A 25681-nucleotide genomic window follows, 5' to 3' on the forward strand; every position below is an offset into this window, starting at 1 on the left:
AAACCTCATAGGTTTGAAAAGCCCTTTAGGATTAATTTTCTAAAGGGCTTTTTGTTTATTAAAAATTCAAAACTAAATTCATCTGCTCGATTGATTTAGAACTGCTAAGTACTCCGGTTTCTAAAATGTTACCTACCAATTTACAATCTCTCCTGTAAAAGCCTTATTTTAGAGTAATTAAAAGGCTTTAGCTTTTTCTAACCAAATCCAAAGTCAGGAGTTGCAATTATTCATTGTTTTGCAAATTGACTAAACAATATAAAGAAGAATGAGATTAAAAAAATTAGCCATTATATTTTTTCTTACACCTTTATTATTTAGTTTTCAATCAGCTAATCAAACGTTTATCTCACTTGGTATTGTGGCGCCAATAGAAAAAGACAGTTTAATATCTGCATCAGGATTTAGATTATTCGGAGAATCTGTTGGACGAATGATTTCTCCATCCTTATCTGAAGAGAAATTTAAACAAAACCTAAAGCTGATTGAAAATGCAAAATCTCGGCTCTATATTTGTAATGTTATGTTTCCTGGTCAAATGAAAATAGCTGGTCCGGATGTTCAAGAGCAAGCCGTATTAAATTATACTGATCGTTTATTTTCTAGGGCCCAGCAAGCTAAAGTTAAGGTAATCGTTTTAGGGAGTGGTGCCGCACGCAGGTTACCCGATGGTTACGATGTCAATAAAGCAACGTCAGACTTTATTTTATTAGGAAAAAAAATTGCAGCAATCGCTAAAAAATATAACGTAAAAATCGCGCTTGAAAACTTGCAAAGCAAAGAAACCAATTTTCTGAACAGTGTAAGATCTGCAGCAGATGTGGTAAGACGCATAAACCATCCGAATTTCAAACTCAACGCCGATATTTTTCATATGCGGCGGGAAGGAGAATTGCCTCAAAGTATTATTGATGCCAAAAATTTACTGATCCATTGTGAAATTGCAGAAGATAAAGAAAGAACCTTGCCTGGTATTATGGGAGATGATTTTCGACCTTACTTGAAGGCTTTAAGAACGGCAAAATATAAAGGGCCAATATTTGTTGAGGCTGGAAGTAATTATTCACCAGCGCAAATGGCATTTTGCTATCAGTATCTAACTAAACAAATTAAAGAAGTTTACACCAAATAAGAACATACACCGGCTATTTATTAAAACATTTATATGGAAAATTCCAGAAGAAAATTTATCAGGCAATCTGCCATATTTGCTGCGGCAACCTATGCGGGTACTATGGGCATGAGTGCTAAAAGTTACGGACGAATTATCGGTGCTAATGACCGGGTTCGTGTAGGTGTGGTAGGTTTTTCAGATCGCTTTAAAGATACTTTGCTGCCTTGTTTCCTAAACCATAGCAAAGAATTAAACTTCGATATTGTTGGACTTTCTGATTTATGGAATTACAGAAGGGATTTAGGGGTAGCACATTTAAACGCAAAATTTGGCCATGATATTAAAGCCTGCCGAAATAATGATGAACTATATGCCATGAAAGATCTGGATGCGGTAATTATCAGTACGGCTGATTTTCAGCATGCTTTACATACCATTGAAGCCGTAAAGGCCAATTGTGATGCTTATGTTGAAAAACCTTTTGCTGAAACGATGGATGATGCAAAAGCAGCACTTAAAGCGGTAAAAGCAACTGATCGTATTGTTCAAATAGGTTCTCAACGCCGGAGTGGAGAGAATTATGCCAATGCGGCAAAATACATTCAGGAAGGGAAGTTTGGTCCCATCACAGCAGTAGATCTTGTTTGGAATGTGAACCAACCTGGAAGGTGGCGCAGACCAGATTTAGTGTCTAAACTTAAAGCAGAAGATACCGATTGGAAAAGATTTTTATTGAATCGTCCTTCTGAGGCTTTTGATCCAAGAAAATATTTGGAGTATAGGTTGTTCTGGCCATATTCATCCGGGATGCCCGGACAATGGATGTCACATCAGATTGATACCGTTCACTGGTTTACCAACTTAAAACATCCACGAAGTGTAGTGGCAAATGGTGGCATTTACACATGGAAAGATGGCCGCAGAAACTGGGATTCTATGGTAGCGGTTTTCGATTATGGTCAGCCCAATTCTGAAGATGGTTTTCAGGTTACTTTTACATCTAGAATGCAAAATAGCGTTGGTGATGTAGGCGAAGTTTACTATTCAAACGGTGGGGAACTAAACCTGATGACCAATAAAGTTTCTCCAAAGGGAGGGTTAAGACAGCAGGAAGCTGCAGCGATGGGGTTGAAAGCGAATCTTTTGCCTGAATTTGATTTATCTAAAACAGAAATTAAAGCAGCAACCGGCGCCAACATGGGCGGAGATGGTTTAACATCCGGACATATGCGCAATTGGATGGAATGCGTTCGGAGTCGTAAAACACCTAATGCACCCGTAGAAGCTGGCTATTCTCATTCTATTGCCAACATCATGACCAATGCTGCAGTCCGGACAGGAGCAAAATCAGTCTTTGATGAAAGCCGTCAGGAAGTAATCGCCAACGGTAAAGTATTTAAATATTAAAATAAAAATATCGTCGTTGCGAGGCACGAAGCAATCTATTCAGCAAAAAAGATTACTTCGTCATTCTTCCTCGCAATGACGGCAAGAAAAAACCTATCATGTTAAATATCAAAAAATATAGTATTCTAGCCTTTTGCCTGATCAGCCTGTCAGCAGTTGCACAAAAAACAAAACCTTTATTTGATGGAAAGACGCTAACCGGTTGGAAAGCCGTTGCGGGAGCAGCACCTTATAAAGTGGAGAATGGAATGATTGTGGGTACCATGACTAAGGATACGCCAAATTCTTTCCTAATTACAGAACAGGAATACGGAGACTTTATTCTGGAACTGGATGTTAAATTAGAAGGTGATAATACCAATTCTGGTATCCAGACGAGGAGCCATATTAAACCTGAAGGAAACAGAGGAAAAGGTTTGGTTTATGGCAGGCAAGTAGAAATAGACCCAACATCGCGTGCGTGGACTGGCGGTATTTATGACGAGGCCAGAAGACTTTGGCTTTATCCTTTGGAGTTAAATCCGACTGCCAAATCATTGTATAAAAAGAATGAATTTAACCATTACAGAATCGAATGCATTGGTAATGAGCTTAAAACCTGGGTAAATGGGAAGCCAGTTTCTGATGTGATTGATACATTGGATCAGTCAGGTTTTATTGGCTTGCAGGTGCATAGTATTGGCAATAATTTGGAAAATGACGGGAAGAAGGTTTATTTCAAAAATATTAACATTCAAACTGAAGGGATAAAGCCTAAAGCGTTTCCTAAAGGGATTTACACCGTTAACTTAACCCCAAATACTTTATCTGCCTATGAAAAATCAGAAGGATACCAATTGCTTTTTGATGGTAAAACAAACAATGGTTGGATTGGGGCGTATAAAAATGATTTCCCGGCAAAAGGTTGGAAGATAGCTGATGGTGTAATCAGTGTTGAGCCATCTGGCGGTTCAGAATCTACTAATGGTGGGGATATTGTAACAAAGGCAGAATATTCAGCATTTGACCTCTCTTTTGAATTTAAGCTTACACCTGGTGCAAATAGTGGTGTAAAGTATTTTGTAACACTAAGTGAAAATAATAAAGGATCGGCCATTGGTTTAGAATACCAGGTTTTAGACGATGAATTGCATCCTGATGCTAAACTAGGGAGAGATGGAAACCGTACTTTGGCTTCCTTATATGACTTAATTACCGCCAAAAAAGAAGCCCGGTATTTACGGCCGATTGGAAGCTGGAATAATGCCCGTTTAGTGGTTTACCCAAATAATAAAGTAGAGCATTATTTGAATGGTGTAAAGGTTTTAGAATATGTGCGTGGATCAGCGGAGTTTAAAAAGCTGGTGGCCATTAGTAAATATAAGGACTGGAAAAATTTTGGAGAGGCGCCCAAAGGTCATATCCTGATTCAGGATCATGGAAATAAAGTTGATTTCAGAACCATCAAAATTAAGACTTTATAATGCATCGCAGATCATTTTTAAAAAAGTCGGTATTGGTGGGTTCAGGGGTTCTGGGTTCGGAAAAAGTATTGGCCAACCTGACACTTAATCGGGAGAAAATAATAAACGTGGCAATGATTGGCTGTGGCGACAGGGGTAAAGGTGTGCTCTCTGTTATCCAATCGATGCCTCAAAAATTTAACATTTTGGCTTATTGTGATGTGCTGGATTTTCGTTTGGAAGAAACCAAAAAATATGTGCCATCATCTGCAAAGGCTATCAAGGATTATAAACAAATTTTAGATCATCCAAAGATCGATGCTGTTTTTATCGCCACGCCGCTGAGTGAACATTTTAAAATTGCAAAGGATGCCGTATTGGCCGGAAAGCATGTGTATGTTGAAAAAACCATGACCTATAACATTGCTCAGGCGTTGGAACTGCGAAATTTAGTGCTGAAATATCCTAAACAGGTTTATCAGGTAGGTTATCAATACCGATATTCACCTTTGTATTTTAGGGTGAAGGATATGATCCAAAGCGGGTATTTAGGCAAGGTTTCGCAGGTTGATTGCCGCTGGGATAGAAACGGGAACTGGCGGAGAAAAGTAAATGATCCTAAACTGGAACGTCAGATTAACTGGCGGATGTACAAAGAATATTCTGGAGGATTAGCTGCCGAACTGCTTTCACATCAAATTGATTTTATTAACTGGGCTTTCGAAACCCAGCCTGATGAAATTACTGGAACGGGAGGTATTGACGTGTTTAAAGATGGAAGAGAAACTTATGATAATATCCAGGCGATGCTTCGTTACGATCAGGCCGGAATGATCGGGAACTTTGGTGCAACTTGTGGTAATGCTCATGATGGTTATCTTTTTAAAATCAAGGGTACAAAAGGCTCGGTTTCTTTGCTTACCAATACGGGGGTTTTTTATCCGGAGCCGGAAAGGAAAAAAGAACTTGGGATTGTAGATGGGGTTACCGGGGCATCTAAAATTGTAGTAAACACCGATGGAGGAATCCCGATTTTAGATAAACCAACTATGGATGGAACGAATTATGCTTTGGAAGAATTTTATGAATCGATTATTTCTGGTAAACTTCCGGCATCAAATGTAAAAACTGGTACTCAGGCTTCGATTTGTGTGGCGATGTGTAATGAAGCGATATATTCAGGAAATAAACAGGTTTGGAAAAAGGAATATGCTGTTTAATGGTTTTTTATCGTTAAATCGTTTTCCTGAACTTGATTCAGGATCTTATTGAGATAGATGCTGAACTAAATTTACTTCGTAGCTTTCCGCTGCGCTACAGGTCAGCATGACGATTCGGTTAGTGGATCCTTACGAAAAATCCGTCATCCGATAGCTTATCGGATGCGAAGCTAATTCTTCATCTGCTGAAGCAATCTTTATCGAAGCATCTAAAAGGAATTGCGTCGTTCCTGGGCACTACAATCCTCTCAAAGAATAGCTTTAAATCAAATTTACAAATCCTGATAATCCGGCATTTCAGGAATGAAAACAAAACTCCCTTTTTTCAGTTCCATTTTGGCAAAAACATGTTGCAAACCATTGGTCAGAACTATCCATTTAGCCTGATGAATAGAATTATAACGCGATGCTTGTTCAAAAACTGCTTGCGTAATTTTTACTTTAGGGGCTTTACATTCAATAAGCATCACTTTTTCTCCGGCAGTATTGTACACCAGAATATCACTCCGCTTTTGCAATTGATTTAGAACCAAACCACCTTCAATTTGAATTAATGTTTTTGGAAATTTCTTTTCTGCAATCAGTTGCTGTATAAAATGCTGGCGAACCCATTCTTCTGGTGTCAAAACCAAATGCTTTTTTCTCAATTCATCAAAAATGAAAACTACATCATCTTTTCGGGTAATTTTAAAAGGATAGGGCGGAAGGTTAAGCGGAGTAGGGTTAAACATTTTATCAGTTGGTGGTTTTCAATTGAATGTCTTGGGTTAATAATTTAACCACAAAACAATCTAACCATTATTAGCCGCTTCAAAGTTAATATTGTTTATAAACTTTTACTTAAATCCTAAAAGCTAAATTGTAATTTTACCGCTAATGACAGCTGCCGAAATTATCAAAGATTTAAAAGCCCGAAAATTTAAACCTGTGTATTTGTTACATGGCGAAGAATCTTATTATATCGATCAGATTACCGAATACATTGAGGATAAGCTTTTAAATGATGCGGAGAAAGGCTTTAATCAGACTGTTTTGTATGGTAAGGATACCGATATGGCCACCGTTTTGGGTGCTGCAAAACGGTATCCAATGATGTCTGACTTTCAGGTGGTTATTGTGAAAGAGGCTCAGGATTTAAAATGGGGTAAAGAAGATGCAGGTAGTAAAGAGGCCGAATTTGTACTCAACTATTTCGAAAAACCTTTACCTAGTACCATTCTGGTACTGGCATTTAAGTATGCCAATTTTGATAAGCGGAAGAAAATTTATAAAGCGATTAATAAATCAGGTTTAATTTTTCAATCAGATTTGGTTCGTGATTATAAGCTGGTGCCCTGGATAGAAGAATTTATAAAAGAAAAAGGGTATAAAATCGATCAGCAGGCATCTGCGTTAATGGCAGAATATTTAGGTACTGATTTATCTAAAATCGCCAATGAAATTGAAAAACTGATGCTTAATGTTCCTAAAGAGGTGACCATCAATACCGATTTAGTTCAGAAAAATATCGGCATCAGTAAAGAATATAATGTTTTCGAATTGCAGAAAGCGCTGGCCATTCGAGACGTGTTGAAATGCAATAAAATTATTAATTATTTTGCCAGTAATCCGAAAGCCAATCCAACGGTAATGGTTTTGGCAAATTTGGGTGGGTATTTTACCAAACTACTTAAATACCATTATATCCCCAATAAAGCTGATGCGGCTTCTGCGCTAGGTGTTCCTCCATTTTTTATCAAAGATTATGAACTGGCAGCCAGAAACTATAATACCGGAAAAGTTTTTCAGGTGATTGGTTTGCTAAGGGCTTATGATTTAAAAAGCAAAGGCCTTGATAGTTCTGGAAATGTAAGCGATGGCGAATTATTAAAGGAACTGGTTTTTAAAATCATTCATTAACATCAATACGAATTAAGTCATTTAATGAATACCTGCGCTCTGTTTGTATCCATCAAATGACTTATAATTATCCTGTTATTTCCGATCAGTCATCATACATTATTTTTCACTGCTAATGAGGTCATCCAGTGAATATTGCATCCTGTTTGTCTTCATCAGATGGCTAAAAATTATAGTGACGAACAAGTATTACCGGATAGCGTTGCACCTGCACCATTTGAAGCCGTTACTGTAGCCTTTACGCTAGAAGCATTAAGAATAGTCAGGCTATATGGAGGCGTAAAAGCGGTGACTCCATTACCTGATGTATTTCCGGTAACTGCGGTAAAAAGATTGTTTTTTGCCTGTACTGCTGTAGCGGTATTATCCATAAGGTCAATAGGATTTTTCACATTTTCAAATACATTTGATTCCACCAAAATATTTGCTTCAAAGCCAGCCTGTACACAGCTTTTGCTTACCGTACTATTAAATAAATTGTTAACAATGTGCACTTTGCCAAATCTTACACGAGGCATTCTGGCCACGCAACCCTGTGCCCACCAGCAGCGGACAAAAGTAATTCGTAGGTGATCTCTATCGGCAGTTGCGCCATCGCTGGATCCGATCAGGTTAGAAAAACGGTGATTATCTGATCCGCCTGAGCCACCTGCTTTTGGAGGTTTGAGGTATGAAAATTTGCAGTAAGATACGGTAATGTAATCAGAAATGTTTTTGATATCAAAGTTGCCATCTACACCATCCCTGAATTCACAGTGATCAACCCAAATGTTGTTACAGGCATCAACCGTTACATTGTCTTGCCCATCTACATCATATGCACCAGGCCCTTCAAAAATAATATTTCTGATGATGATGTTGTTACACCTCTTAATATACATGATCCCGGAATTATCTTTAGTTTGGTCGGCTGATACAATTTTGGCGCCTGATGAACCAAAAATTGTTTTTCCGGTTTGATCCTGAAAAGAAATCCGTCCTCCCGAAGGGATGGTGATGGTTCCATTTACCTGAATCACTTTAACACTGGTGTTTTGTATGGCCGATTTCAGCGTGGTATAGTTTGTGACTACAGTTGCGGTTACTTCACCACCGCCAGTTGTCCCGCCGTTTTGAGATGACCAGCCTTTTGATGGACAAACAGCTTCAGTAGCAGCAACTGTTGAGGAAGTTGTTTCTTCTTTAAGATCAGCACTTTCAGATTGATTTGTTTTCTTGCATGCAGGCATAGAAAATGCCATGGCCATAGCCACAAGGCATGGTAATAAATACTTGTTTTTCATTTTGAATTAAAATTTGGTTATAATTGAAAAGAGTGTGAGCGCAATGTTTCTCTGACTGTCGGAAAATATGATACAGGATGTATTTTTTAAATTACATATAATGACTGCGCTCATGTCTGATTTCAATAAAAATATTTGTGCAATCGTTCACGGGATCGATTGCAATCGTCATGAAAAATTAAATAAGATAGATTGATCGCTAATCCTTCTCTATTTTAATATAAATTTTATACTACCTAAACGGGATCTAATTGCCTTTGGGGGATAATTGAATATTGGAAAACAAGTCTATTTTTTTATCGGTACATCTTTTTTAAATCAGCATGTACCGAATGTGGAAAGAAACTAAGGTTCTACGAGGGTCATTTCCATGATGCGGTTGCCCATTGTAATTCGCTGTTGATAAAGCTGCCTGGTGATTTGGTCGATTTGATAAACACTTTTTCCATCTGCACTGCCAATCTCATCTGAAACTTCCACAATCCACACCTTTCTATCACCAGATTTTTTGGAATGTTATTCCCCTTCGCTTACGCTTAATATATGTGCCTTAATAACACCAGTTTTTCCTTTTGGATTATAATCGAAAATATTTAAATCAGCTTTAAAGCCAGTCTTTAACGGCAACCAGTTTATAAGCATTGGGTAGAAATTACTGTCGAAATAACCAGCTGCAGCTTGTTGAGTTATTGCTGTCTTTTTGCCACTGATTCTATCCTGGTAGAAACCATTAATTTCTGTTCCGAAGTGAAGTGACATATCTCGTTGCGCATTGTAAGAAGCATGGTAAACTGGTGAAAGATCTGCTTTTTTAACAATAGTTGAATCAATCCACGGTGAAGGAGAAGATTTCATTTTAACGGTAGTAATCACCTGTATTTTATCACCCAAAACATCCACCTTTGTATCTACAAAACCAATGGTAAACTTGCTGGTGTCTCTAAGCATGGTCCATTCCATCTGGTAGTTTTCGTTGTGGATCCATTTCTTATCTACTAAATTTTTTTTCGGGGAGATTAACTCCTGGCTCCAGCCAATGAGTGGCAGGGCGGCATACAATAAAATGATCAGGTAACTTTTTTTCATAACATCTTTTTTTAGGTTATCTTTTAGATGGAGTATGGAAAAAGTTGTTACAAACTTAGGTATACCTGACTAGTAGATTGTTCATGATCAATTATTTAAGGCAGTCTTTAAATTTTCTTCCTATTGGCAATTGTTTTTCATCTGCCAGGAAAACAAATTGTGAATTGTGCGATTTCACTTGTTTAACATGAACGATATATGATTTATGAATTCTGACGAAACCCAGTTTTTCGTTTTTCTCAATAAAATCTGACAGGCGCTGTAAAACCATGTACTGTTTAAACCGTGTGATGATTTTTAGGTATTCTCCAAATCCCTCAATCCATAAAATATCTTTTAAAGGCAATTTATTCACCATGTAATCTGACTTAAATACCAGAAAATCATTTTCCTGATCCAATCCTGTAAATTTCAGGTAATCTGCAGCTTTTTGAACAGCCTTTAAAAAACGTTCAGGAAATACGGGTTTTACCAGATAATCAATTACATCCAGTTCGTAAGCTTTTGCGGCATGGGTAGGATCGGCGGTGATAAAAATACACAGTTTGCCACTGGGTACCAGTTCTACCATTTCCGTACCCGATATGCCAGGCATTTCAATATCCAGAATCAGCAATTCCACCTCATCCATTCGCTCGTAAATCACCGCTTCTGTAGGGTCTTGAAAGCAAGCTAAAAGATCTATTTCTTCAATTGTATCACAATACTTTCGAATCAAATCGAGCGCCGGGGCTTCATCATCAACATAAATTGCCTTTATTGGTTTCATATGTGTATGATCAGTTTAGATGAATAAGTGTTATCATTCTGTTCAGTTTTCATTTCATATTTTTCTCCATACTCACCATCTAATATCATTTTTAATACCTTAAGTCCTGTGCCACGATAATTTGAGGCATCATCTGTTATCTTCTTTTCGGATATCGTGTTGAAAAGATTAAACTCAACTTCAGCTTTTTTAAACAATAATGAAGCCGTAATCTGTGCATTTTCATCTCTGCCCATAGCCGAATATTTAATGGCATTTTCAAAAAGGGTAAGGTAAATGGTGGGTGGAATTTCTACAATAGCAGTGAGTTCACTGGTTTCAAAATTGATCACCATATTTAGTTTCCGGTTACTTTTTAATTGATAAAGCTTGCTTAGTGCTGCAATCATTTGCAATTCGCGTTCAATAGGAATGGTTTTCTTTTCAATTTCATAGGTGGTATACTGCATCAAAAGACTCAGCTGTTTAATCAAATCGGCAGAACTTCCATCTGTAGCATAACTATGAGAATAGATGTTATTAAGTGTATTGAAAAGGAAATGCGGATTAATTTTAGATTTCAGCAGTTCCATATCGGCCTCTTTTTTTCTCAGGCTTAATGCCGATAATTCACGCTCAGCAATAAGTTTATATTTGGAAATACCCTGTACAGAAGGAACCAGAATAATAATGGTCTGCATGAGGTAAACCATAAATAAATATTTGCCATCTGTAGATTTAAATGCGCTAAAAATCTCTGGTTCAACCAGTATCCTAATCAAGCTGGAGATTACAAATAATGATGCGGTGTACCGAACATACTCGCCATATCTGGCCTTCTGATAAAATTCTGGAACTAGCTTTTTAAAACACAGGAGGTACACCGGAATGTTAAGGACCAGCATGAACAGCATGGCTAATGCCGCCTCAGGTATATTAAAAAAACTCACATAAATGTAACTGCATATACCAAGAAATGCCATCCAGAAGAGCAAATGCTGAACAGTGATTACGCCAGGCCATTTGCCATTTAACAGTAGATCCATCACTTTTTTATCGAACGAAAGGCGAAGAATCAGTATCAGGAAGACAAGATTGACCAAAAGGATCATGGTATTTGGTTTTGTTTCTGTAGTTCGTTTATAATTTACGTCGTTTATTGATATAAATGTTTTTCAGCACTACTTATACCCATCTTTAATTTTCAGTGATGTCTTTTTCATATCTGAATTAACCAAATATAAACATAGGATTTACTATTTCAATTAATAGGCAACAATCAATGATGGCTGATCAATCTATTTTCTTTAATAAAAATGTTGCGCTAATTCGTGTTCTGCCGTTTATGGTTATTCTTTGCATATGCAATGCTTTTTTCTATCGTGCATCTGCACAAGACGAAAGGCAGAATAAGCCACTTGTTGCTTATTTGAATGAAGATAAAACCCATTTCATAAAATTTTCTGGCTACGCACAATTATGGGCGAGGTACACGGAGCTAAATCCAGGAAGTAAGGTAAATGAAAGTCTTCGCAAAAGTACTGCAGATTTATCATTAAGAAGATTGAGAATGAAAATGGTGGTTAACCTGATTGATCATTTTACTTTAATTTTTCAAGGCGGTACCACCAACCTCACTTATCTGGATGATAGTGAAAGTTCTTTCGATCTGCTCGATGCTTTCGGGGAATATAAATTTAGCGAGAAATTGAGCATCGGTGCAGGCCGTTCCAATTGGAAAGGACTTACCCGGTTTGCCTCCGGCCCTACATCAACACTGCTTTATGATGTTCCATTTCTTGATTTGGGTAATGTTAACCGTACAGATCTGACCTTGCGAAACCTGAATATCTTTGCAAAAGGTCAATTGGGTAGATTAGATTATCGCATCATTCTGGCGAAGCCTTATATATCCGCCCCTACAAAACCGATACAGCAAATTTCTGGATTTAATAATTTAAGCGTAAAGCCAAATCTATCTGCTTACCTTAAATGGCAATTTTTTGAGCAGGAAAGTAATGCGGGTTCAACTGCTGTGGGAAGTTATTTAGGAAAGAAAAAGGTACTTGCCCTGGGGATCGGAGCTGAATTTCAAAAAGATTTAATGTGGCACATGGCCGGAGCGGATACGATACTGAATGATATGAAGCTTTATAGTGCAGATGTATTTTATGATACGCCGATCAATGTACAAAAGGGAACCTCATTAAATATTTACGCTGCCGTTTTTTACCATGATTATGGCCCCGGCTATGTGCGTAATTTAGGAATCAATAATATGGCGAACGGGCTTGATGCCAGCACAGCTTCCTTTAATGGATCTGGAAATGCCTATCCGGTGGTGGGAACCGGAAACAGTTTCATTTTTCAGACTGGTTTTTCAATGCCTTATTTTAATCAGCAAAAAAAGAAAGCAAGATTAATGCCTGTCATTGGGATTCAGTATTCTAAATTTGAGCGATTAGCCGATCCTATGTTTACCTACGACCTCGGTTTGAATCTTTTACTTCGTGATCATGCGTCAAAATTTGTATTTAATGCACAAAGCAGACCTATTTATACCCTTCAGGGAAATGAACTCAAAGTTTCTGATAGGAAAATGATGTTCGTTCTGATGTACCATATCAATATAGATTAATAAAACAGCGTAATATGTTAATTAACAAAAATCCTCAACCAGCAGATCAGCAAGCCAGGCTTTCTAAAAGCCTTTGGATACGAATTTTCTCCAATCTTACCTTTTGGGTGCTTATCGCCATTATTGCCGGTGTAATACTGGGTAGTTATGCGCCAGCAACAGCCGTGAAGATGGAAATTATCGGTAAAACGTTTATCGATATCATTAAGCTTTTCATCGCACCCATTATATTTTTAACCATCGTGCTGGGCATTAGTGGGATGGGCGATTTAAAGAAGGTGGGTAGAATCGGACTCAAATCGCTGATTTATTTTGAAGTGGTATCTACCATTTCATTAGCGATTGGTATCCTGATGGCGATCTTAATTAAGCCTGGTAATATTGATAAATCTCATCTGCAAATCCAGAATGCTTCTAAGTATACTTCAGCGCCAGCTAAGGGCTTTGACTGGATCAATTTTTTCATGAGTAACCTTACCATTCAGGTTTTAGTGGTTGCCATTATTGTCGGTATTATTTTAAACTATTCCAAATATCGTGAAAAGGCAGTGAGTGGACTGAGTTATGCCTCCAAAATTGTTTTTAAAGGGTTAAAATATGTAATGTATCTGGCACCACTCGGTGCCTTTGGCGGAATGGCTTACACCATCGGAAAATTTGGTTTACACACGCTTGTTCCTTTGGCAAAATTAATGGGTACAGTATACTTAACAATGGGGCTTTTCATTTTCATAGTTCTTGGTAGCATTATGAAATATTATAAGATGAGCATCTGGAAGTTTATTAAGTACATTAAAGAAGAGCTTTTACTAGTTCTCGGAACATCTTCTTCAGAATCTGCATTGCCATCCATCATGCTGAAATTGGAAAAAATGGGTTGTAGTAAATCTGTTGTCGGGTTGGTTATTCCAACTGGTTATTCTTTCAACCTTGATGGAACGTCCATCTATCTTTCTATGTCCGTTATCTTTCTGGCCCAATTGTATGGCGTTCAACTTTCCGTGTGGGAAATGCTAAGTATCATCGGCATTTTAATGGTGACTTCAAAAGGTGCTGCGGGTGTTACCGGAAGTGGTTTTATTGTGCTGGCTTCCACATTGGCTGCCATTCATAAAATTCCGATTGAGGGTCTTGCCTTTTTGCTTGGCGTAGATAAGTTTATGAGTGAGGCACGTGCCTTAACCAATATTATCGGTAACGGTGTAGCCACCATCGTGATTTCTAAAAGTGAAAATGAGTTTCATCCTCGTGTAGAAGAAGATGAAAACCCGATACGATCAGAAAATAAACTGGCGAAACAAGAATTTGTGTACTAAATCCAATCAAATGAATACTTCAGAAACATTCAAAGAATTAAGGTTCAGCGTTTATGGTAAACAGGTGCATTATCAGTTAAGTGCAGAAAAACTGATCAGTCAAACGCTTGAGCGTGGGCAAGGCAGTTTGAGCGACAGTGGCGCACTTTGCGTAGATACTGGCACTTTTACAGGCCGTTCTCCAAAAGATAAGTTTACCGTAATTGACGATACCACAAGGGATACCATAGACTGGGGCGATGTAAACAGGCCTATTTCTCAAGCCCACTTTCATGGATTGTATAGTAAAATGCGGGCTTATCTGGCTGATAGAGAGGTTTGGGTGAGAGATGCTTACGCCTGTGCCAACCCGAGATATGCCCTAAGCATTAGAGTGGTAAATGAAACGCCTTGGGCAAATTTATTTTGCTACAATTTGTTTTTAAGGCCCGAACAACAGCATATGATAGCTGATGAAACCGACTGGCTGATTTTGCAGGCTCCGGGTTTTAAAGCCAATCCTGAACAAGATGGTACACGTTCAAAAAACTTTACAGTGGTGAACTTTACCAGTAAAATCATCCTGATTGGTGGAACGGCTTATACCGGAGAGATGAAAAAGGGAATCTTCAGTGTGTTAAATTATATTTTGCCAGAAGAAAAAGGTGTGCTCAGCATGCATTGTTCTGCAAATGAAGGGATAGAAGGTGATGTTTCACTGTTTTTTGGCTTATCTGGAACGGGTAAAACAACATTGAGCGCAGATGCAAGTCGTGCACTAATTGGCGATGATGAACATGGTTGGTCTGACGAAGGAATCTTTAATTTCGAAGGCGGCTGTTATGCAAAAGCCATAGATCTTAATCCGGAAAAAGAACCTGAAATATTTGGTGCCATTAAACCCGGTGCGCTTTTAGAAAACCTGGTGGTAAATCCTTCCAGCGGAGTAATTGATTTTTCTGATACGACAAAAACAGAAAATACTAGGCTGGCCTATCCCATTGATTTTATTCACAATGCCAAAAAGGTTTCATCAGGGGGAATGCCAAAAAACATTTTCTTCCTCACCTGCGATGCCTTTGGTATTTTACCTCCTATTAGCAAGCTGGATAAGGGGCAGGCCATGTATCATTTTATATCAGGATATACTGCAAAGGTGGCTGGTACAGAAATGGGTGTTTCTGCACCACAATCTACTTTCTCAGCCTGTTTTGGAAGGGTTTTTCTTCCGCTTCATCCACTTAAATATGCTGAGCTTTTAGGCAGCAAACTGGATGCAAATCCTGATATTAATGTTTGGCTGGTGAATACCGGATGGATTGGAGGTGCCTATGGAACGGGAAACCGGATTAGCCTGAAATACACCAGGGCACTTATTGCTGCTGCCATGAAGGGAGATTTACAGCATGTTCGGTATGAAAATCATCCGGTGTTCAAATTTGCCGTACCTCAGGATTGTCCGGGTGTGCCAGCAGAAATTCTTAACCCGAGAAATCTTTGGGAAGATGTGAAGGAATATGACCGGAAAGCAATTGACTTAGCGCTCTTGTTTGAGCATCATTTCTCTAGCTATGCAGAATTGGCCAGTACGGTAATTAAGGATGCAGCTCCGTCACTTGTGTAGAAATATTATTATATTGAAGATCAATAGAATATAATTTGAGGCTGATAGAGAAAACAGATCTGGTTATTGATAAGCTGAACAAAACCCTGAGCTTACAAATATTTGCGGCCATTATATTGGGTGCCCTGGCTGGTGTTTGCTTTCCAAGTTTTGCCATCAGGCTGCAATGGGTGGGGAGTTTATTTGTTTCGGTGATTGAGCCTTTTGTGCCACCTGTTATATTTCTAAGCATCGTGAGTGTATTCGGAAGTTTGGAAAACCTTAAACTGGCTGGAAGGATTACCGCAAAAGCTATTTTTTATTTTGCAGCGGTAAGCACAGTGGCCATTATTTTTGGGATTTGCAGTGCACTGATTATTCACCCAGGAAAGATAGACCGTAGTTTAGTGGAATCCATTGAACCAGCGAGGGTAATTTCTACTCACTATGAAGGCTGGCTCAAATTTGTGATGCAAAATGGCATGCTGCTGTTATTTGTTCTGGCCGTCGCCATTGGTATTTTAATCAACCGTTTAGCAAATCGGAATCACGTGGTTAAAGTTTTTGAACAGCTCAAATCTATAGTGCTTCGGATATTAAGATACCTTTTTCTATTGGCACCGATTGTTACCTTTAGTGGCATTGCCTATACGGTTGGGCGTTTTGGGCTGGATACCTTGGTGCCTATCGGTAAAATGCTGGCCGGTACCTATATTACGATGTTCTTGTTTATTGCACTCATTTTGGGGTCTTTACTTGCCGGTTTGAAGGTGAATCTTTATATCTTTTTAGGTTCAATCAAAAATGAATTGCTTTATGCCTTAGGAACATCATCGTCCAGTTCAGTTATTCCCTTACTTCTCGAAAAATTGGAAAAAATAGGCTTGAAAAGGCCGGTGGTGAGGTTAGTTACCGTTACCGGAAACTCGCTTAATTTGAATGGAACCTGTATTTATCTGGGGATGTCTGTAATCTTTCTTGCACAGCTTTACAATGTAAGTTTTTCCGTATCTGAACTAGCCGGCATTGTTGTCATTATTTTACTCACCTCTAAAGGGGCATCGGGTATTCCCGGAACAGGCTTTTTAGCTTTGGTGACTACGGTAAGTAGCATACATAAAATTCCGGTAGAAGGTTTAGCCGTTTTACTGAGCATTGATCGTTTTATGAGCGAAGCACGGGCCATTACCAATACTGTTGGACATGCCATCGCAGCGCTTGTTATTTCTAAAAGCGAATCTTAACGCACTCGTTTGAAAATAAATAATAATTAAAAATGATGAAAAAATTAATAACATACCTGCTTATCCTATTAATAGGTTTTAGTGTAGGTTGCAAAAATAAAAGTGCTGATGAAGAAACTGATGTTGTATTGGTTGGTGCAGGGGTAATGAGTGCAACACTAGGCTCGATGATGAAAACATTGAACCCAAAGTTGAAAATCAATATTTATGAGCGTTTGGATCTGGTGGCTGCAGAAAGCTCTGATGCCTGGAATAATGCCGGTACAGGCCACTCAGCTTTTTGTGAACTGAATTACACGCCGCAGCGTCCGGATGGAACCATTGAGTTTAACAAAGCGATTTCCATTAATGAACAGTTTGAAATTTCAAAACAATTTTGGGCTTATATGGTGAGCAAGGGGAGACTTCCCGAACCTAATTCCTTTATCAATAATGTGCCGCACATGAGTTTTGTTTGGGGAAATAAAAATGTAGCATACCTGAAGAAACGATATGATGTGTTGAGCAAGCAGCTGCTGTTTAAAGGCATGCAATATTCTGAAAATTTTGATACCCTTTCTAAATGGATGCCGCTGGTCATGACGGGAAGAAGCCGGAAACAAAAGGTTGCTGCAACTTATATGGCCATTGGTACTGATGTTAATTTTGGAAGTTTAACCAGAGGGTTAGTGGCCTCATTAAAAAAAGAAAATGGTGTTAAGGTAGAACTGAATCATGAGGTGAAAAATCTTAAGCGCCTGGATGATGGTACCTGGCTGGTTACCGTATTGGATAATAAAACAGAAAAAGAGCGCAATATAAAGGCGAAATTTGTATTTATTGGTGCCGGAGGTGGCGCTTTAAGGCTGCTCCAGAAATCTAAAATTCCGGAAGGGAAGGGCTTTGGTGGCTTTCCGGTAAGTGGCGAGTGGATGGTTTGCAATAATCAGGAAATCATTGCGAAGCACATTTCAAAGGTTTATGGTAAGGCAGGAGTAGGCGCACCACCCATGTCTGTACCACATCTGGATACACGAATTATTAATGGTAAAAAGGCATTACTTTTTGGTCCTTATGCAGGCTTTTCTTCCAAATTTTTAAAGCAAGGATCTTATTTAGATCTAACCCGTTCCATTACCTTAAAAAATATTTGGCCAATGATGTCTGCCGGAGCAGATAATATTCCGTTAACGAAGTATTTGATTAGTCAGGTTACACAATCCGACGAGGAACGTTTAAATGCCTTGAAGGAATATTTTCCAGAAGCAAAGGCTTCAGATTGGAAACTTGAAACTGCCGGACAAAGGGTGCAGATTATTAAAAAAGATGAAAAAGAAGGTGGTGTACTTCAATTTGGAACGGAAGTGGTAAGTGCCGAAGATGGCAGTTTGGCGGCATTATTAGGTGCTTCGCCGGGTGCATCAACTTCTGTTGATATTATGATTACGCTATTAAAAAAATGCTTTCCACAACAAATGGCTTCGCCAGAATGGCAATCAAGAATGAAAGAAATGATTCCTTCGTATGAGAAGAAACTTTCAGCAGATAAAGACTTAGCCAATAAAGTTAGAAAGGCAAATAGCACTACCCTTGGGCTGAGGTATTTTACGATAGATTAGTAACTTTTGTGAGTTTATGAGGATGAATAAGGGGGAATGGTATAACCAAACCGTCATGCTGACCTGTAGCGCAGCGGAAAGCTACGAAGTAAATTTAGCGTCATTCTGAATTCATTTCAGAACAGTACCTATTTAGATAGATCCTGAAACAAGTTCATGAGGACGAACTATCGAACTATCGTCATTGCGAGGAACGAAGCAATCTCCTTGTAGATGTTTCTATGGAGATTGCTTCAGCAAATGAAGAATTTGCTGAAGCAATGACGATTTTTCGAGAGGATTATCCAGCGAAATCGTCATGCTGACCTGTAGCGCAGCGCAAAGCTACGAAGTAAATTTAGCGTCATTCTGATCCGATAGTTATCGGATTCAATTCAGAACAGCATCTTTTATGGTAAGATCTTGAAACAAGTTCAGGAAGACGGCCTGCGTTAATTTCTCATAGACGCATCTAACCTTCTAAACCTATAACCCGCTAACCTTAACGTTTTTAACTTTGATTTTGTAGAAACACATTCAGGTCATCTTCTTTTCCAAGCCCAAGCTTTTGTTTAATCCGGTATCTGCTCATACGCACACTTTTGGGTTCAATGCCTAAACGTATAGATACTTCTTTATTTGAAAGCCCCATCAGCATATAAGAACAGTATTTTAGATCAAGCCGGGTTAGGCTTTGGTTGGCTTGCTGTTGTAAACGATCAAAAAACGCTGGGTTAGTTTCAAAGAAATCAGCTTTCTGCACTTCAAAATCTTTATCCATTTTCTTTTGCTGGTTCAAAATCCTTTTGATTTGTTCATCAAAAGAAAGATGACTTTCTGTATCCACCTTGCCTGAAAGCAATTCCAGTAATTCATTTTTCTCTTCTATCTGTAAAGTGCCAGCCAGCAGTTCTTTTTGTAAACGTTGCTGTCGCTCTTTAAGTAAAACCTGTTCCGTTTGTAGTTGTATGGCTTCAGCCTCTTTTAGTTGTGCCCTTAATTCTGCTGCCGTTTTCTCCTTATCTATTAACTCTTGTTTCCTGACTGATGCCTTTAATTTAAAGTTATAAGATCGAAGTAGAAAAAGCAGTACCGCCATTCCCATAATCCCTAAGATGACATAAAAGGTGGTGCGTTTTTTTGCAAATACAGCTTCTTGATGCAAGTAAGCAATTTCCTGTTCTTTCTTGGCTGATTGATACTGTGCTTCTACCCGGGTTATGCTATTGATTTTTTCTTCGTTAAACGCCTTTTTGTAATACTCAAAATATTGCTTCATGTATTTCAAGGCAAGCTTATCATCACCTTTCTTTTCTGCAATATTAGCCAGTCCCTGGTAAATTCTGGCTTTGGTTATGGGCATACTCACTACGCCATCTGTTTTATTTAAGCCGTTTAATAAAATCTTTTCGGCCTCGTCATCATGCCCGTCTCGCAAAGCATATTCACTACGTAAGCCGTAACAATTTAGTAATACTTCCTGCAAATTGGTTTTAGTGGCAATTTCGATAGCCTGATCCAGGTATTTCTCTGCACTGTCACGGTAAGTGACAGGGAAATATTGGAAATAGGCATTAGCAGTATTTAAGGCAATGGCTGCGGTATTACTTCTTAAAATTAAACGACCTTCTTGTTTTTTAGAAAGCAACAAAGATTTTTTATAAACAAAAATGGCTGAATCCAAAAGGCCCCGTTTGGAGGTATTGAGTTTAAACTGATCGAAATAGGTTTGTCCGATGGTATAATAAGCATTATTCAATTGATCTACCTGTTGGCTCTCCAATGCTTTTTGATAACATAAATCGGCATATTTTTTTTGCTTTGCAGAATTGTTCCCGTAGCTGTAAATACTGGCTAAATAATGGTAGGTAGTACTTTCATAGTCTGGTACCTGTTGCCCTTTAAAATAATCTAGTGCTTTTAATAATTTCTTTGCTGCCTGATCATTCTCATCATTCACCAGATCTAACCACCCGTTTCTAAACCATACAAAGCCTAGTGTTGCCCGGTCTTTTGTTTTTCTGGCATAGTACATGGCGCTGTCTCGACTGGCATAAGCATTTTTAAGATCTTTTTTCCAAACATACAGATGAATAAACGTGGCATAGGCCATGGCTTTACCTTGTCCATCAGGCAAAGTCTGGCTGATTTGAAGCGCCCTGTTGGTCTGCTCAAACGAAAGTGGTAGATGTTGCTCAAAATTTGCCTTCGCCAGTTTGCATAAAATATTAACCTGTTCTATTTTAGAAATATCTTTTTGGGCCAGTAAACGGTTAAGTGAATCCAGATATATTTTTTGTGCTGATGCATCTATATTAAAAATACAGGAAAGGGATACAATCAATAATAGTGATTTCAGTGGTAGCTGCATGAACCAAAAATAGAAAAAAGAAATACTTTCCCGAAAAATGTAAATTATATTAAGTTGTTGTGATAAAGAGTTTTAGGTGTTTTTTGTAGACGCATTGTAGACCATTATTTTTTTGCCTGTAGTCTTTGAGTAGACCCTGTTTTCTTGGTTTGGAATGCAAGTGCCGCTAATTTTGTGGTATTCTATCACTAAATCATAAAATCATGAAAAACAAAACGATGGCAATAGTAGCCTACATTACCCTTATTGGGTGGATCATTTCTTATCTGGAATTTAAAAAATCTACAGAAAAAAGCAGACTGGTTAATTATCATTTAGGTCAGTCGCTTGGAATTATCATTACCTCATTTGCATTAAGTATCATCAGTAGTATCATCCTGGCGATTATCCCTTCGTTGGGTTTTATCTTTTATATCGTTTTACTCATTCCGTTTTTGCTGTTGTTATTAGGCATTATTGCGGCGAATAATGAAGTAGAGAAACCAGTTCCCATCATCGGAAAAATATTTGAAGGCAGATTCAACTTCGCTTCAGAAAAAGAAAGTAAAATTTAAAAAAAATCAGAATGAAGTCGTTATTCAAAATTATTATAGCGCCTCTCAGCTTAAGGTGTTATGGCTATGCCATAGCACTTTTTATCCTGTTGCCAGGTTTTAAAGCGTTAGCACAAAATCCAGAAGGGGATAACTATACGCAGAAGGTAAAAATAGACTTAAAGATTACCGATAACGCTTCCAAAGCTACCCATACCTACAAGCTTTTAGGAAGCAGTTATTCGGTAAGTAAGCCATTTATACTTCAAAAAGAAGGAAATTCTACTGCGGAAAGCAATTGTACATTGATTTTAGAAATGGCGCAAAACGCAGATGATTTTCTGCTTAAGTGGGTGGCCGGAACCATAAATGATATAAAGGGTGAAATTACCATTGCAGATGTTAACGTTTTAAACAAACCGCGCATCATCACCTTTACTAACTGGGAGGTTGCCTCGGCATCTGAAAGTTTTTACAGTACCAATGAAGCCATGTGGTGGCCTCACATTAGTGTGTATGTAAAAACATTAACTGTTGACGGAATTAAAATATTTCCGGGAGCAAAAACCACAAAGCGATAAAGATTACTTGAAATTTATTAAACTTTAACAATATGGGCATGACAGGTTGGGAAATTGAAAACCCAGGAGAAAATCTTCTATCCAAAAACGATAAATATCTAAGGGATTTTTTAAAAAAATATCTTTTGGCAGCGCTTAGTCCTGATGGGGAAAAGCTATTTATTATCCGCAAATATCATCCTGCATTAAACTGCTCTCCAAATGACCCCATTAATCCGTCAGATGGTTATAGAATTTGCCTGGCTTACTATACCTATAGTTCATACTTCTTTTTTGAGCTGCCTACAAATTTTAATTATAATATGTTAGCTGTTCGATATGATCAGAATATACAAGATTTGGCCATCACCATTTCCAGCAAAGAGATGACACGGGTAACGAACATTAAGGAAATATTTTCTAAACTGGAAAGTTATACGCCAAGAGCAGAAGCAGAAAAGGAAGCCGCATTTGCAAGTCTGAATAATGAAATTCCTCTTCAAAAGAAACGGGCACCCATCACCCAAACGGAAGTAAGATCTGCTGTAATTGGTGTGTTAAATAACGCAGATTTCGACGATTGGTGGGTATCACAACCGCAAAAAATCGGTTTTTTAGATGATGTTGAAATGAACTTCACCATCACCGATTATAATCCTAATGAGGATGAAAACTTTATGGATGAAGCTGATGAAACCATTCGTAATTTTATGTCGAAAACGCTTAAAGATCGCGAAGCAACAAATGCACATGTGTATAGAAACTGTATGGATTTTTTAGATGCAATAGGCTATGATGAAGCTGACCAGCATTTATGGGATATCAAAGATCCTCAGGAAATATGGAATTATGTTACACCACGGGAAATATATGTTACCCGCGAACCTTATGAAGATAAGGGCGTATACCTTCGTTTAACCTTTAGTTGCGAATGGGAACAGGAGCATGGCCTGCAACTGGTATTTAATAAAAGCGGCAAATTGGTACGGGTAAGTGATGATGATGGACATATTCTGGGCTGGCAAGGCCACGGAATGATAACAGATTAATTGTTTGCAGCAAGGTTTGTCTATTTAGATCTGCCGTAATTTGATAAGAAGTTATCCATTCATACGTTTATAATCATTCATTAAAAATGTTTCTTATAACCTGAACACAAAAGCAATTGTAATGAATAAAGAAGAATATCAAAAACAATACACCACAGAAGATACCCCAGGCTGGCAGGCAATTGATCATCAATTGGATAAAATTTATGGCAGTATTGAACCACGTCATTATCCACCTTTATGTGGTATCCATTATATGGCAGGTGGCAGCGACCCGATAGATGGTGCCAGCGTATATGATAGCAATCACCAGCAATTTCACCGCCACATTGTAAGTTATGGTATGAGTGAACTTTATTATGATGAAGAGAAAGCTGGTGGCGAATTTAGTAAATGGGGTTTTGAGTTTACCTTTAGGTTGGTACCCTTTCAAGATGATCAGAATGATCCTATCTGGGTCATACAGGTGATGAATAACCTGGCCCGCTATGTATTTTCGAGCGGTAAATGGTTTGAAGAAAATCACTTTGTTCCAGCCAATGGACCCATCAGACTGGATACGGAAACTGAAATTACTGGTTTTGTTTTTACCCTGGACCCTGAACTGGGAAAAATCCAGACGCCACACGGTGAAGTTAGCTTTCTCCAAATGGTAGGCATTACCAATACTGAGGTAGAACAACTCAAGCTAAATCCAACTACAGATGCCGTAAAAGAGCTCATTGATCGTTTAAAAGTGGATAATCCATTATTGATTACAGACCTTAACAGAAAGTAAAGCCATGTCAATGCACGAAATTGAAGACCTCGTCGAAGAAACTACTCATCTGGTAGACCGATCTTCTAACGATGGTTTAATAACTAAGCGAGACATCTTATTTAATTTGTACCGTTTAGAAGCATTTTTTGATACCAGTTATACTCATTTCAGAGTGATGGATATTTTGGTTAAAAATCGGTTTGTTTATCAAATCCCCATAGCAAAATACCCGCAATTGGGCATTACCGATGAACAGCTTCCTACAGATGAGTATGGTGATTGGGTGTATGATCAGGATCAAAAGGAAATGGGTTATGCACAAAGCAAAAATGGCGAGATGTACCTGTATTGTGATGCTGGAGATTGGTTTTGGAAGCGTTTATGTGAACTTGATATTTTGCCGAAAACAGATCGTGAAAGTCCGCAAAGGCTATCGATACCGCAACTTGTTAAAATTATGATGCTGGAGGCAGAAAGGCAACAGCATGATGATTTGTTGAAACAATGGTATAACTTACTTGTAAATGCCATTTTAGAAGGCGATTTTGGAGAAGATGAAGGTATACCAGGCACATTTACTGGTTTTTTAAGGCATGATCATCTTCCTGAAATCCGGGATATTGCAATGCGCAACCGGCTAGATAAGCAGAAAACAAGTGAAAATGAAGGGGATTATTTGTCGTTCCCGGCTTTAAAAATCAATCTTTTAGATACAACCAGCGTAGAGGAAGCCTACAAAATCCGTTACCTGCTCGAACTTTCAAAAGATATTGCCACGCTGGAAAGTGCATACAGGAAAGATCAGCTTGCTTTAGAAACAGGACATGAAAAGATAAAACTCATCCAACCCGTTATTGATCGTCATCTGGTACCTTTAAATTGGAAATACCTTCAAACAGATCATAGAGAAACCTGGCTTTGGTATCAGGATCTTAGCGATGATCAATATGGAGGCCCAGGTCATCGCCTGTTTATTCAGCTTCAGCTGGATGTGGAAGAAAATACCCTGTTCTGTAAACTTGCAATACAACATAGTTTAATTTTGAAATGGCAAGAAAAGCAGGCTTCGCTTTTACCAAAAGACTGGCATTTTCATTATGATTTATCCGGCTGGCTTTCTGATGATTTTAGCAATAAGAATAAACATTTAAGCAGTTGGGGAAGCTGGAAGTTTGATTTGAAAGCATCAGAAAAAGTGTTGATAGGTCATTTGGAGAATCTGATTGAAGGCCTGGAACAAACTGATTATTTTAATTTCGTATTGGCAGCGTTTCCTGAAAAATTTCTAGCACAAGATCTACAAAGAATTTTATACCTGTTGGATGAAGGGGAGGATGGCACCGGAATTATTCCGAAATACGTATTGTTCGATAGCAAAATCACCACCTTAATCGCTTTTGCCAAATGGGCTGCAGAAAATAATGATGTGCAGCAAGCCGAAAAAATAATGAATCAGATTGAGGAAATGGCAGCAACACAGGATGTGTCTGCGCTTCAGAAAGAGGTCATTATTGATCCATTACTGCGTCTGTGGCATCAAAAGAAAACTATTATGTTTCCAGCGGTTTGGCATCTTTATCTGGTGAAATCTCTCAGGGAGGAAAAATAATTTTTCCAGCGGATCTAAAAGATTTTCGCAGAATAGGGTGTTAAAATCTGCGATAATCATTTAAAACGGTATCATCATGCTAGATTTAGCGTCATTCTGAATTCATTTCAGAACAGCATCTATTTAGATAAGATCCTGAATCAAGTTCAGGAGGACGACTCTACGCAGATTCTGAAGACTTCAGCAGAATAGGGTGTTAAAATCTGCGATAATCATTTAAATCTGCGGGACTGACCTTTAGAA

At 38.3% G+C, this 25681-nt stretch carries 22 protein-coding genes; 15 read left to right on the forward strand and 7 right to left on the reverse strand.

Annotated elements, in window-relative coordinates; all coding sequences use genetic code 11:
• Positions 1-268: 268 nt before the first annotated feature.
• The 4 genes from AN34_RS06105 (at position 269) to AN34_RS06120 (ending at position 5183) form a co-directional block, all read left to right on the forward strand.
• Complete coding sequence (locus tag AN34_RS06105; protein ID WP_029283331.1) at positions 269-1132, forward strand: sugar phosphate isomerase/epimerase; 864 nt, start codon at positions 269-271, stop codon at positions 1130-1132.
• 33 nt (positions 1133-1165) lie between these two features.
• Positions 1166-2521: a Gfo/Idh/MocA family protein gene (locus AN34_RS06110; protein ID WP_029283334.1), complete on the forward strand. Its 1356-nt coding sequence runs from the start codon at positions 1166-1168 to the stop codon at positions 2519-2521.
• Positions 2522-2619: 98 nt separating this feature from the next.
• A complete protein-coding gene (locus AN34_RS06115) occupies positions 2620-3984 on the forward strand; it encodes a DUF1080 domain-containing protein (protein ID WP_029283336.1) in 1365 nt (454 codons plus the stop codon).
• On the forward strand, positions 3984-5183 hold the full coding sequence (locus AN34_RS06120; protein WP_029283338.1) for a Gfo/Idh/MocA family protein: 1200 nt from the start codon (positions 3984-3986) through the stop codon (positions 5181-5183). Before AN34_RS06115 ends, AN34_RS06120 begins: the two co-directional genes overlap by 1 nt.
• Positions 5184-5455: 272 nt before the next feature.
• Here the strand turns inward: AN34_RS06120 and AN34_RS06125 are convergent, their stop codons facing one another.
• Complete coding sequence (locus AN34_RS06125) at positions 5456-5914, reverse strand: type I restriction enzyme HsdR N-terminal domain-containing protein (RefSeq protein WP_029283340.1); 459 nt, start codon at positions 5912-5914, stop codon at positions 5456-5458.
• A gap of 145 nt (positions 5915-6059) precedes the next feature.
• Here AN34_RS06125 and holA point away from each other — a divergent pair, with 145 nt between their 5' ends.
• Entirely contained in the window at positions 6060-7082 is a 1023-nt protein-coding gene (gene holA, locus AN34_RS06130) for a DNA polymerase III subunit delta (protein ID WP_029283342.1), read from the forward strand.
• Positions 7083-7252: 170 nt separating this feature from the next.
• Here the strand turns inward: holA and AN34_RS06135 are convergent, their stop codons facing one another.
• The 5 genes from AN34_RS06135 to AN34_RS06150 form a co-directional block, all read right to left on the reverse strand.
• Entirely contained in the window at positions 7253-8365 is a 1113-nt protein-coding gene (locus AN34_RS06135; protein WP_029283344.1) for a polysaccharide lyase family 1 protein, read from the reverse strand.
• A 345-nt stretch (positions 8366-8710) separates the two neighbouring features.
• Positions 8711-8845 carry a hypothetical protein gene (locus AN34_RS21995; RefSeq protein ID WP_255353645.1) on the reverse strand — a complete coding sequence of 45 codons (135 nt, stop codon included), beginning with the start codon at positions 8843-8845 and terminating at the stop codon, positions 8711-8713.
• A gap of 36 nt (positions 8846-8881) precedes the next feature.
• Positions 8882-9451: a hypothetical protein gene (locus AN34_RS06140; RefSeq protein ID WP_051666266.1), complete on the reverse strand. Its 570-nt coding sequence runs from the start codon at positions 9449-9451 to the stop codon at positions 8882-8884.
• A gap of 91 nt (positions 9452-9542) precedes the next feature.
• Positions 9543-10220: a LytTR family DNA-binding domain-containing protein gene (locus AN34_RS06145; protein WP_029283346.1), complete on the reverse strand. Its 678-nt coding sequence runs from the start codon at positions 10218-10220 to the stop codon at positions 9543-9545.
• Positions 10217-11311, reverse strand: coding sequence for a sensor histidine kinase (locus tag AN34_RS06150; protein ID WP_082468332.1), 1095 nt, complete (start codon positions 11309-11311; stop codon positions 10217-10219). Before AN34_RS06150 ends, AN34_RS06145 begins: the two co-directional genes overlap by 4 nt.
• Positions 11312-11481: 170 nt before the next feature.
• Between AN34_RS06150 and AN34_RS06155 the strand changes: the two genes are divergently transcribed.
• The 5 genes from AN34_RS06155 to AN34_RS06175 are packed head-to-tail and all read left to right on the forward strand — an operon-like array spanning position 11482 to position 18577.
• A complete protein-coding gene (locus AN34_RS06155) occupies positions 11482-12837 on the forward strand; it encodes a hypothetical protein (protein ID WP_029283351.1) in 1356 nt (451 codons plus the stop codon).
• Positions 12838-12851: 14 nt separating this feature from the next.
• The gene (locus AN34_RS06160; RefSeq protein WP_051666268.1) at positions 12852-14153 is read left to right on the forward strand and encodes a cation:dicarboxylate symporter family transporter; all 1302 of its coding nucleotides are present in this window, start codon (positions 12852-12854) and stop codon (positions 14151-14153) included.
• A gap of 10 nt (positions 14154-14163) precedes the next feature.
• Entirely contained in the window at positions 14164-15756 is a 1593-nt protein-coding gene (pckA, locus tag AN34_RS06165) for a phosphoenolpyruvate carboxykinase (ATP) (RefSeq protein WP_051666270.1), read from the forward strand.
• Between the two features lie 35 nt (positions 15757-15791).
• Positions 15792-16979 carry a cation:dicarboxylate symporter family transporter gene (locus AN34_RS06170; RefSeq protein ID WP_197285486.1) on the forward strand — a complete coding sequence of 396 codons (1188 nt, stop codon included), beginning with the start codon at positions 15792-15794 and terminating at the stop codon, positions 16977-16979.
• 32 nt (positions 16980-17011) lie between these two features.
• Positions 17012-18577 (forward strand): malate:quinone oxidoreductase, encoded by a 1566-nt coding sequence (locus AN34_RS06175; protein WP_231625489.1) that lies wholly within the window; start codon positions 17012-17014, stop codon positions 18575-18577.
• A 490-nt stretch (positions 18578-19067) separates the two neighbouring features.
• Here AN34_RS06175 and AN34_RS06180 read toward each other — a convergent pair whose 3' ends face one another.
• Positions 19068-20927, reverse strand: coding sequence for a LuxR C-terminal-related transcriptional regulator (locus AN34_RS06180; RefSeq protein WP_029283362.1), 1860 nt, complete (start codon positions 20925-20927; stop codon positions 19068-19070).
• Positions 20928-21130: 203 nt separating this feature from the next.
• Here AN34_RS06180 and AN34_RS06185 point away from each other — a divergent pair, with 203 nt between their 5' ends.
• From AN34_RS06185 to AN34_RS06205, 5 genes are all read left to right on the forward strand, one after another.
• On the forward strand, positions 21131-21481 hold the full coding sequence (locus tag AN34_RS06185) for an import component protein (protein ID WP_029283364.1): 351 nt from the start codon (positions 21131-21133) through the stop codon (positions 21479-21481).
• A gap of 11 nt (positions 21482-21492) precedes the next feature.
• Positions 21493-22041 (forward strand): hypothetical protein, encoded by a 549-nt coding sequence (locus tag AN34_RS06190; RefSeq protein ID WP_029283366.1) that lies wholly within the window; start codon positions 21493-21495, stop codon positions 22039-22041.
• Positions 22042-22079: 38 nt separating this feature from the next.
• Positions 22080-23069 (forward strand): hypothetical protein, encoded by a 990-nt coding sequence (locus AN34_RS21755; RefSeq protein WP_197285487.1) that lies wholly within the window; start codon positions 22080-22082, stop codon positions 23067-23069.
• 121 nt (positions 23070-23190) lie between these two features.
• Complete coding sequence (locus AN34_RS06200) at positions 23191-23847, forward strand: suppressor of fused domain protein (protein WP_029283370.1); 657 nt, start codon at positions 23191-23193, stop codon at positions 23845-23847.
• A 4-nt stretch (positions 23848-23851) separates the two neighbouring features.
• Positions 23852-25438: a hypothetical protein gene (locus AN34_RS06205; RefSeq protein WP_197285488.1), complete on the forward strand. Its 1587-nt coding sequence runs from the start codon at positions 23852-23854 to the stop codon at positions 25436-25438.
• Positions 25439-25681 lie beyond the last annotated feature (243 nt).

It is taken from the genome of Pedobacter sp. R20-19, from assembly GCF_000708265.2.
Classification (GTDB): Bacteria; Bacteroidota; Bacteroidia; order Sphingobacteriales; family Sphingobacteriaceae; genus Pedobacter.

Bases quoted from the DNA above. Each gene is read 5' to 3' on its own strand.
- AN34_RS06105 (WP_029283331.1), top strand. From the start codon at position 269: ATGAGATTAAAAAAATTAGCCATTATATTTTTTCTTACACCTTTATTA.
- AN34_RS06110 (WP_029283334.1), top strand. From the start codon at position 1,166: ATGGAAAATTCCAGAAGAAAATTTATCAGGCAATCTGCCATATTTGCT.
- AN34_RS06115 (WP_029283336.1), top strand. From the start codon at position 2,620: ATGTTAAATATCAAAAAATATAGTATTCTAGCCTTTTGCCTGATCAGC.
- AN34_RS06120 (WP_029283338.1), top strand. From the start codon at position 3,984: ATGCATCGCAGATCATTTTTAAAAAAGTCGGTATTGGTGGGTTCAGGG.
- AN34_RS06125 (WP_029283340.1), bottom strand. From the start codon at position 5,914: ATGTTTAACCCTACTCCGCTTAACCTTCCGCCCTATCCTTTTAAAATT.
- holA (WP_029283342.1), top strand. From the start codon at position 6,060: ATGACAGCTGCCGAAATTATCAAAGATTTAAAAGCCCGAAAATTTAAA.
- AN34_RS06135 (WP_029283344.1), bottom strand. From the start codon at position 8,365: ATGAAAAACAAGTATTTATTACCATGCCTTGTGGCTATGGCCATGGCA.
- AN34_RS06140 (WP_051666266.1), bottom strand. From the start codon at position 9,451: ATGAAAAAAAGTTACCTGATCATTTTATTGTATGCCGCCCTGCCACTC.
- AN34_RS06145 (WP_029283346.1), bottom strand. From the start codon at position 10,220: ATGAAACCAATAAAGGCAATTTATGTTGATGATGAAGCCCCGGCGCTC.
- AN34_RS06150 (WP_082468332.1), bottom strand. From the start codon at position 11,311: ATGATCCTTTTGGTCAATCTTGTCTTCCTGATACTGATTCTTCGCCTT.
- AN34_RS06155 (WP_029283351.1), top strand. From the start codon at position 11,482: ATGATGGCTGATCAATCTATTTTCTTTAATAAAAATGTTGCGCTAATT.
- AN34_RS06160 (WP_051666268.1), top strand. From the start codon at position 12,852: ATGTTAATTAACAAAAATCCTCAACCAGCAGATCAGCAAGCCAGGCTT.
- pckA (WP_051666270.1), top strand. From the start codon at position 14,164: ATGAATACTTCAGAAACATTCAAAGAATTAAGGTTCAGCGTTTATGGT.
- AN34_RS06175 (WP_231625489.1), top strand. From the start codon at position 17,012: ATGATGAAAAAATTAATAACATACCTGCTTATCCTATTAATAGGTTTT.
- AN34_RS06180 (WP_029283362.1), bottom strand. From the start codon at position 20,927: ATGCAGCTACCACTGAAATCACTATTATTGATTGTATCCCTTTCCTGT.
- AN34_RS06185 (WP_029283364.1), top strand. From the start codon at position 21,131: ATGAAAAACAAAACGATGGCAATAGTAGCCTACATTACCCTTATTGGG.
- AN34_RS06190 (WP_029283366.1), top strand. From the start codon at position 21,493: ATGAAGTCGTTATTCAAAATTATTATAGCGCCTCTCAGCTTAAGGTGT.
- AN34_RS21755 (WP_197285487.1), top strand. From the start codon at position 22,080: ATGACAGGTTGGGAAATTGAAAACCCAGGAGAAAATCTTCTATCCAAA.
- AN34_RS06200 (WP_029283370.1), top strand. From the start codon at position 23,191: ATGAATAAAGAAGAATATCAAAAACAATACACCACAGAAGATACCCCA.
- AN34_RS06205 (WP_197285488.1), top strand. From the start codon at position 23,852: ATGTCAATGCACGAAATTGAAGACCTCGTCGAAGAAACTACTCATCTG.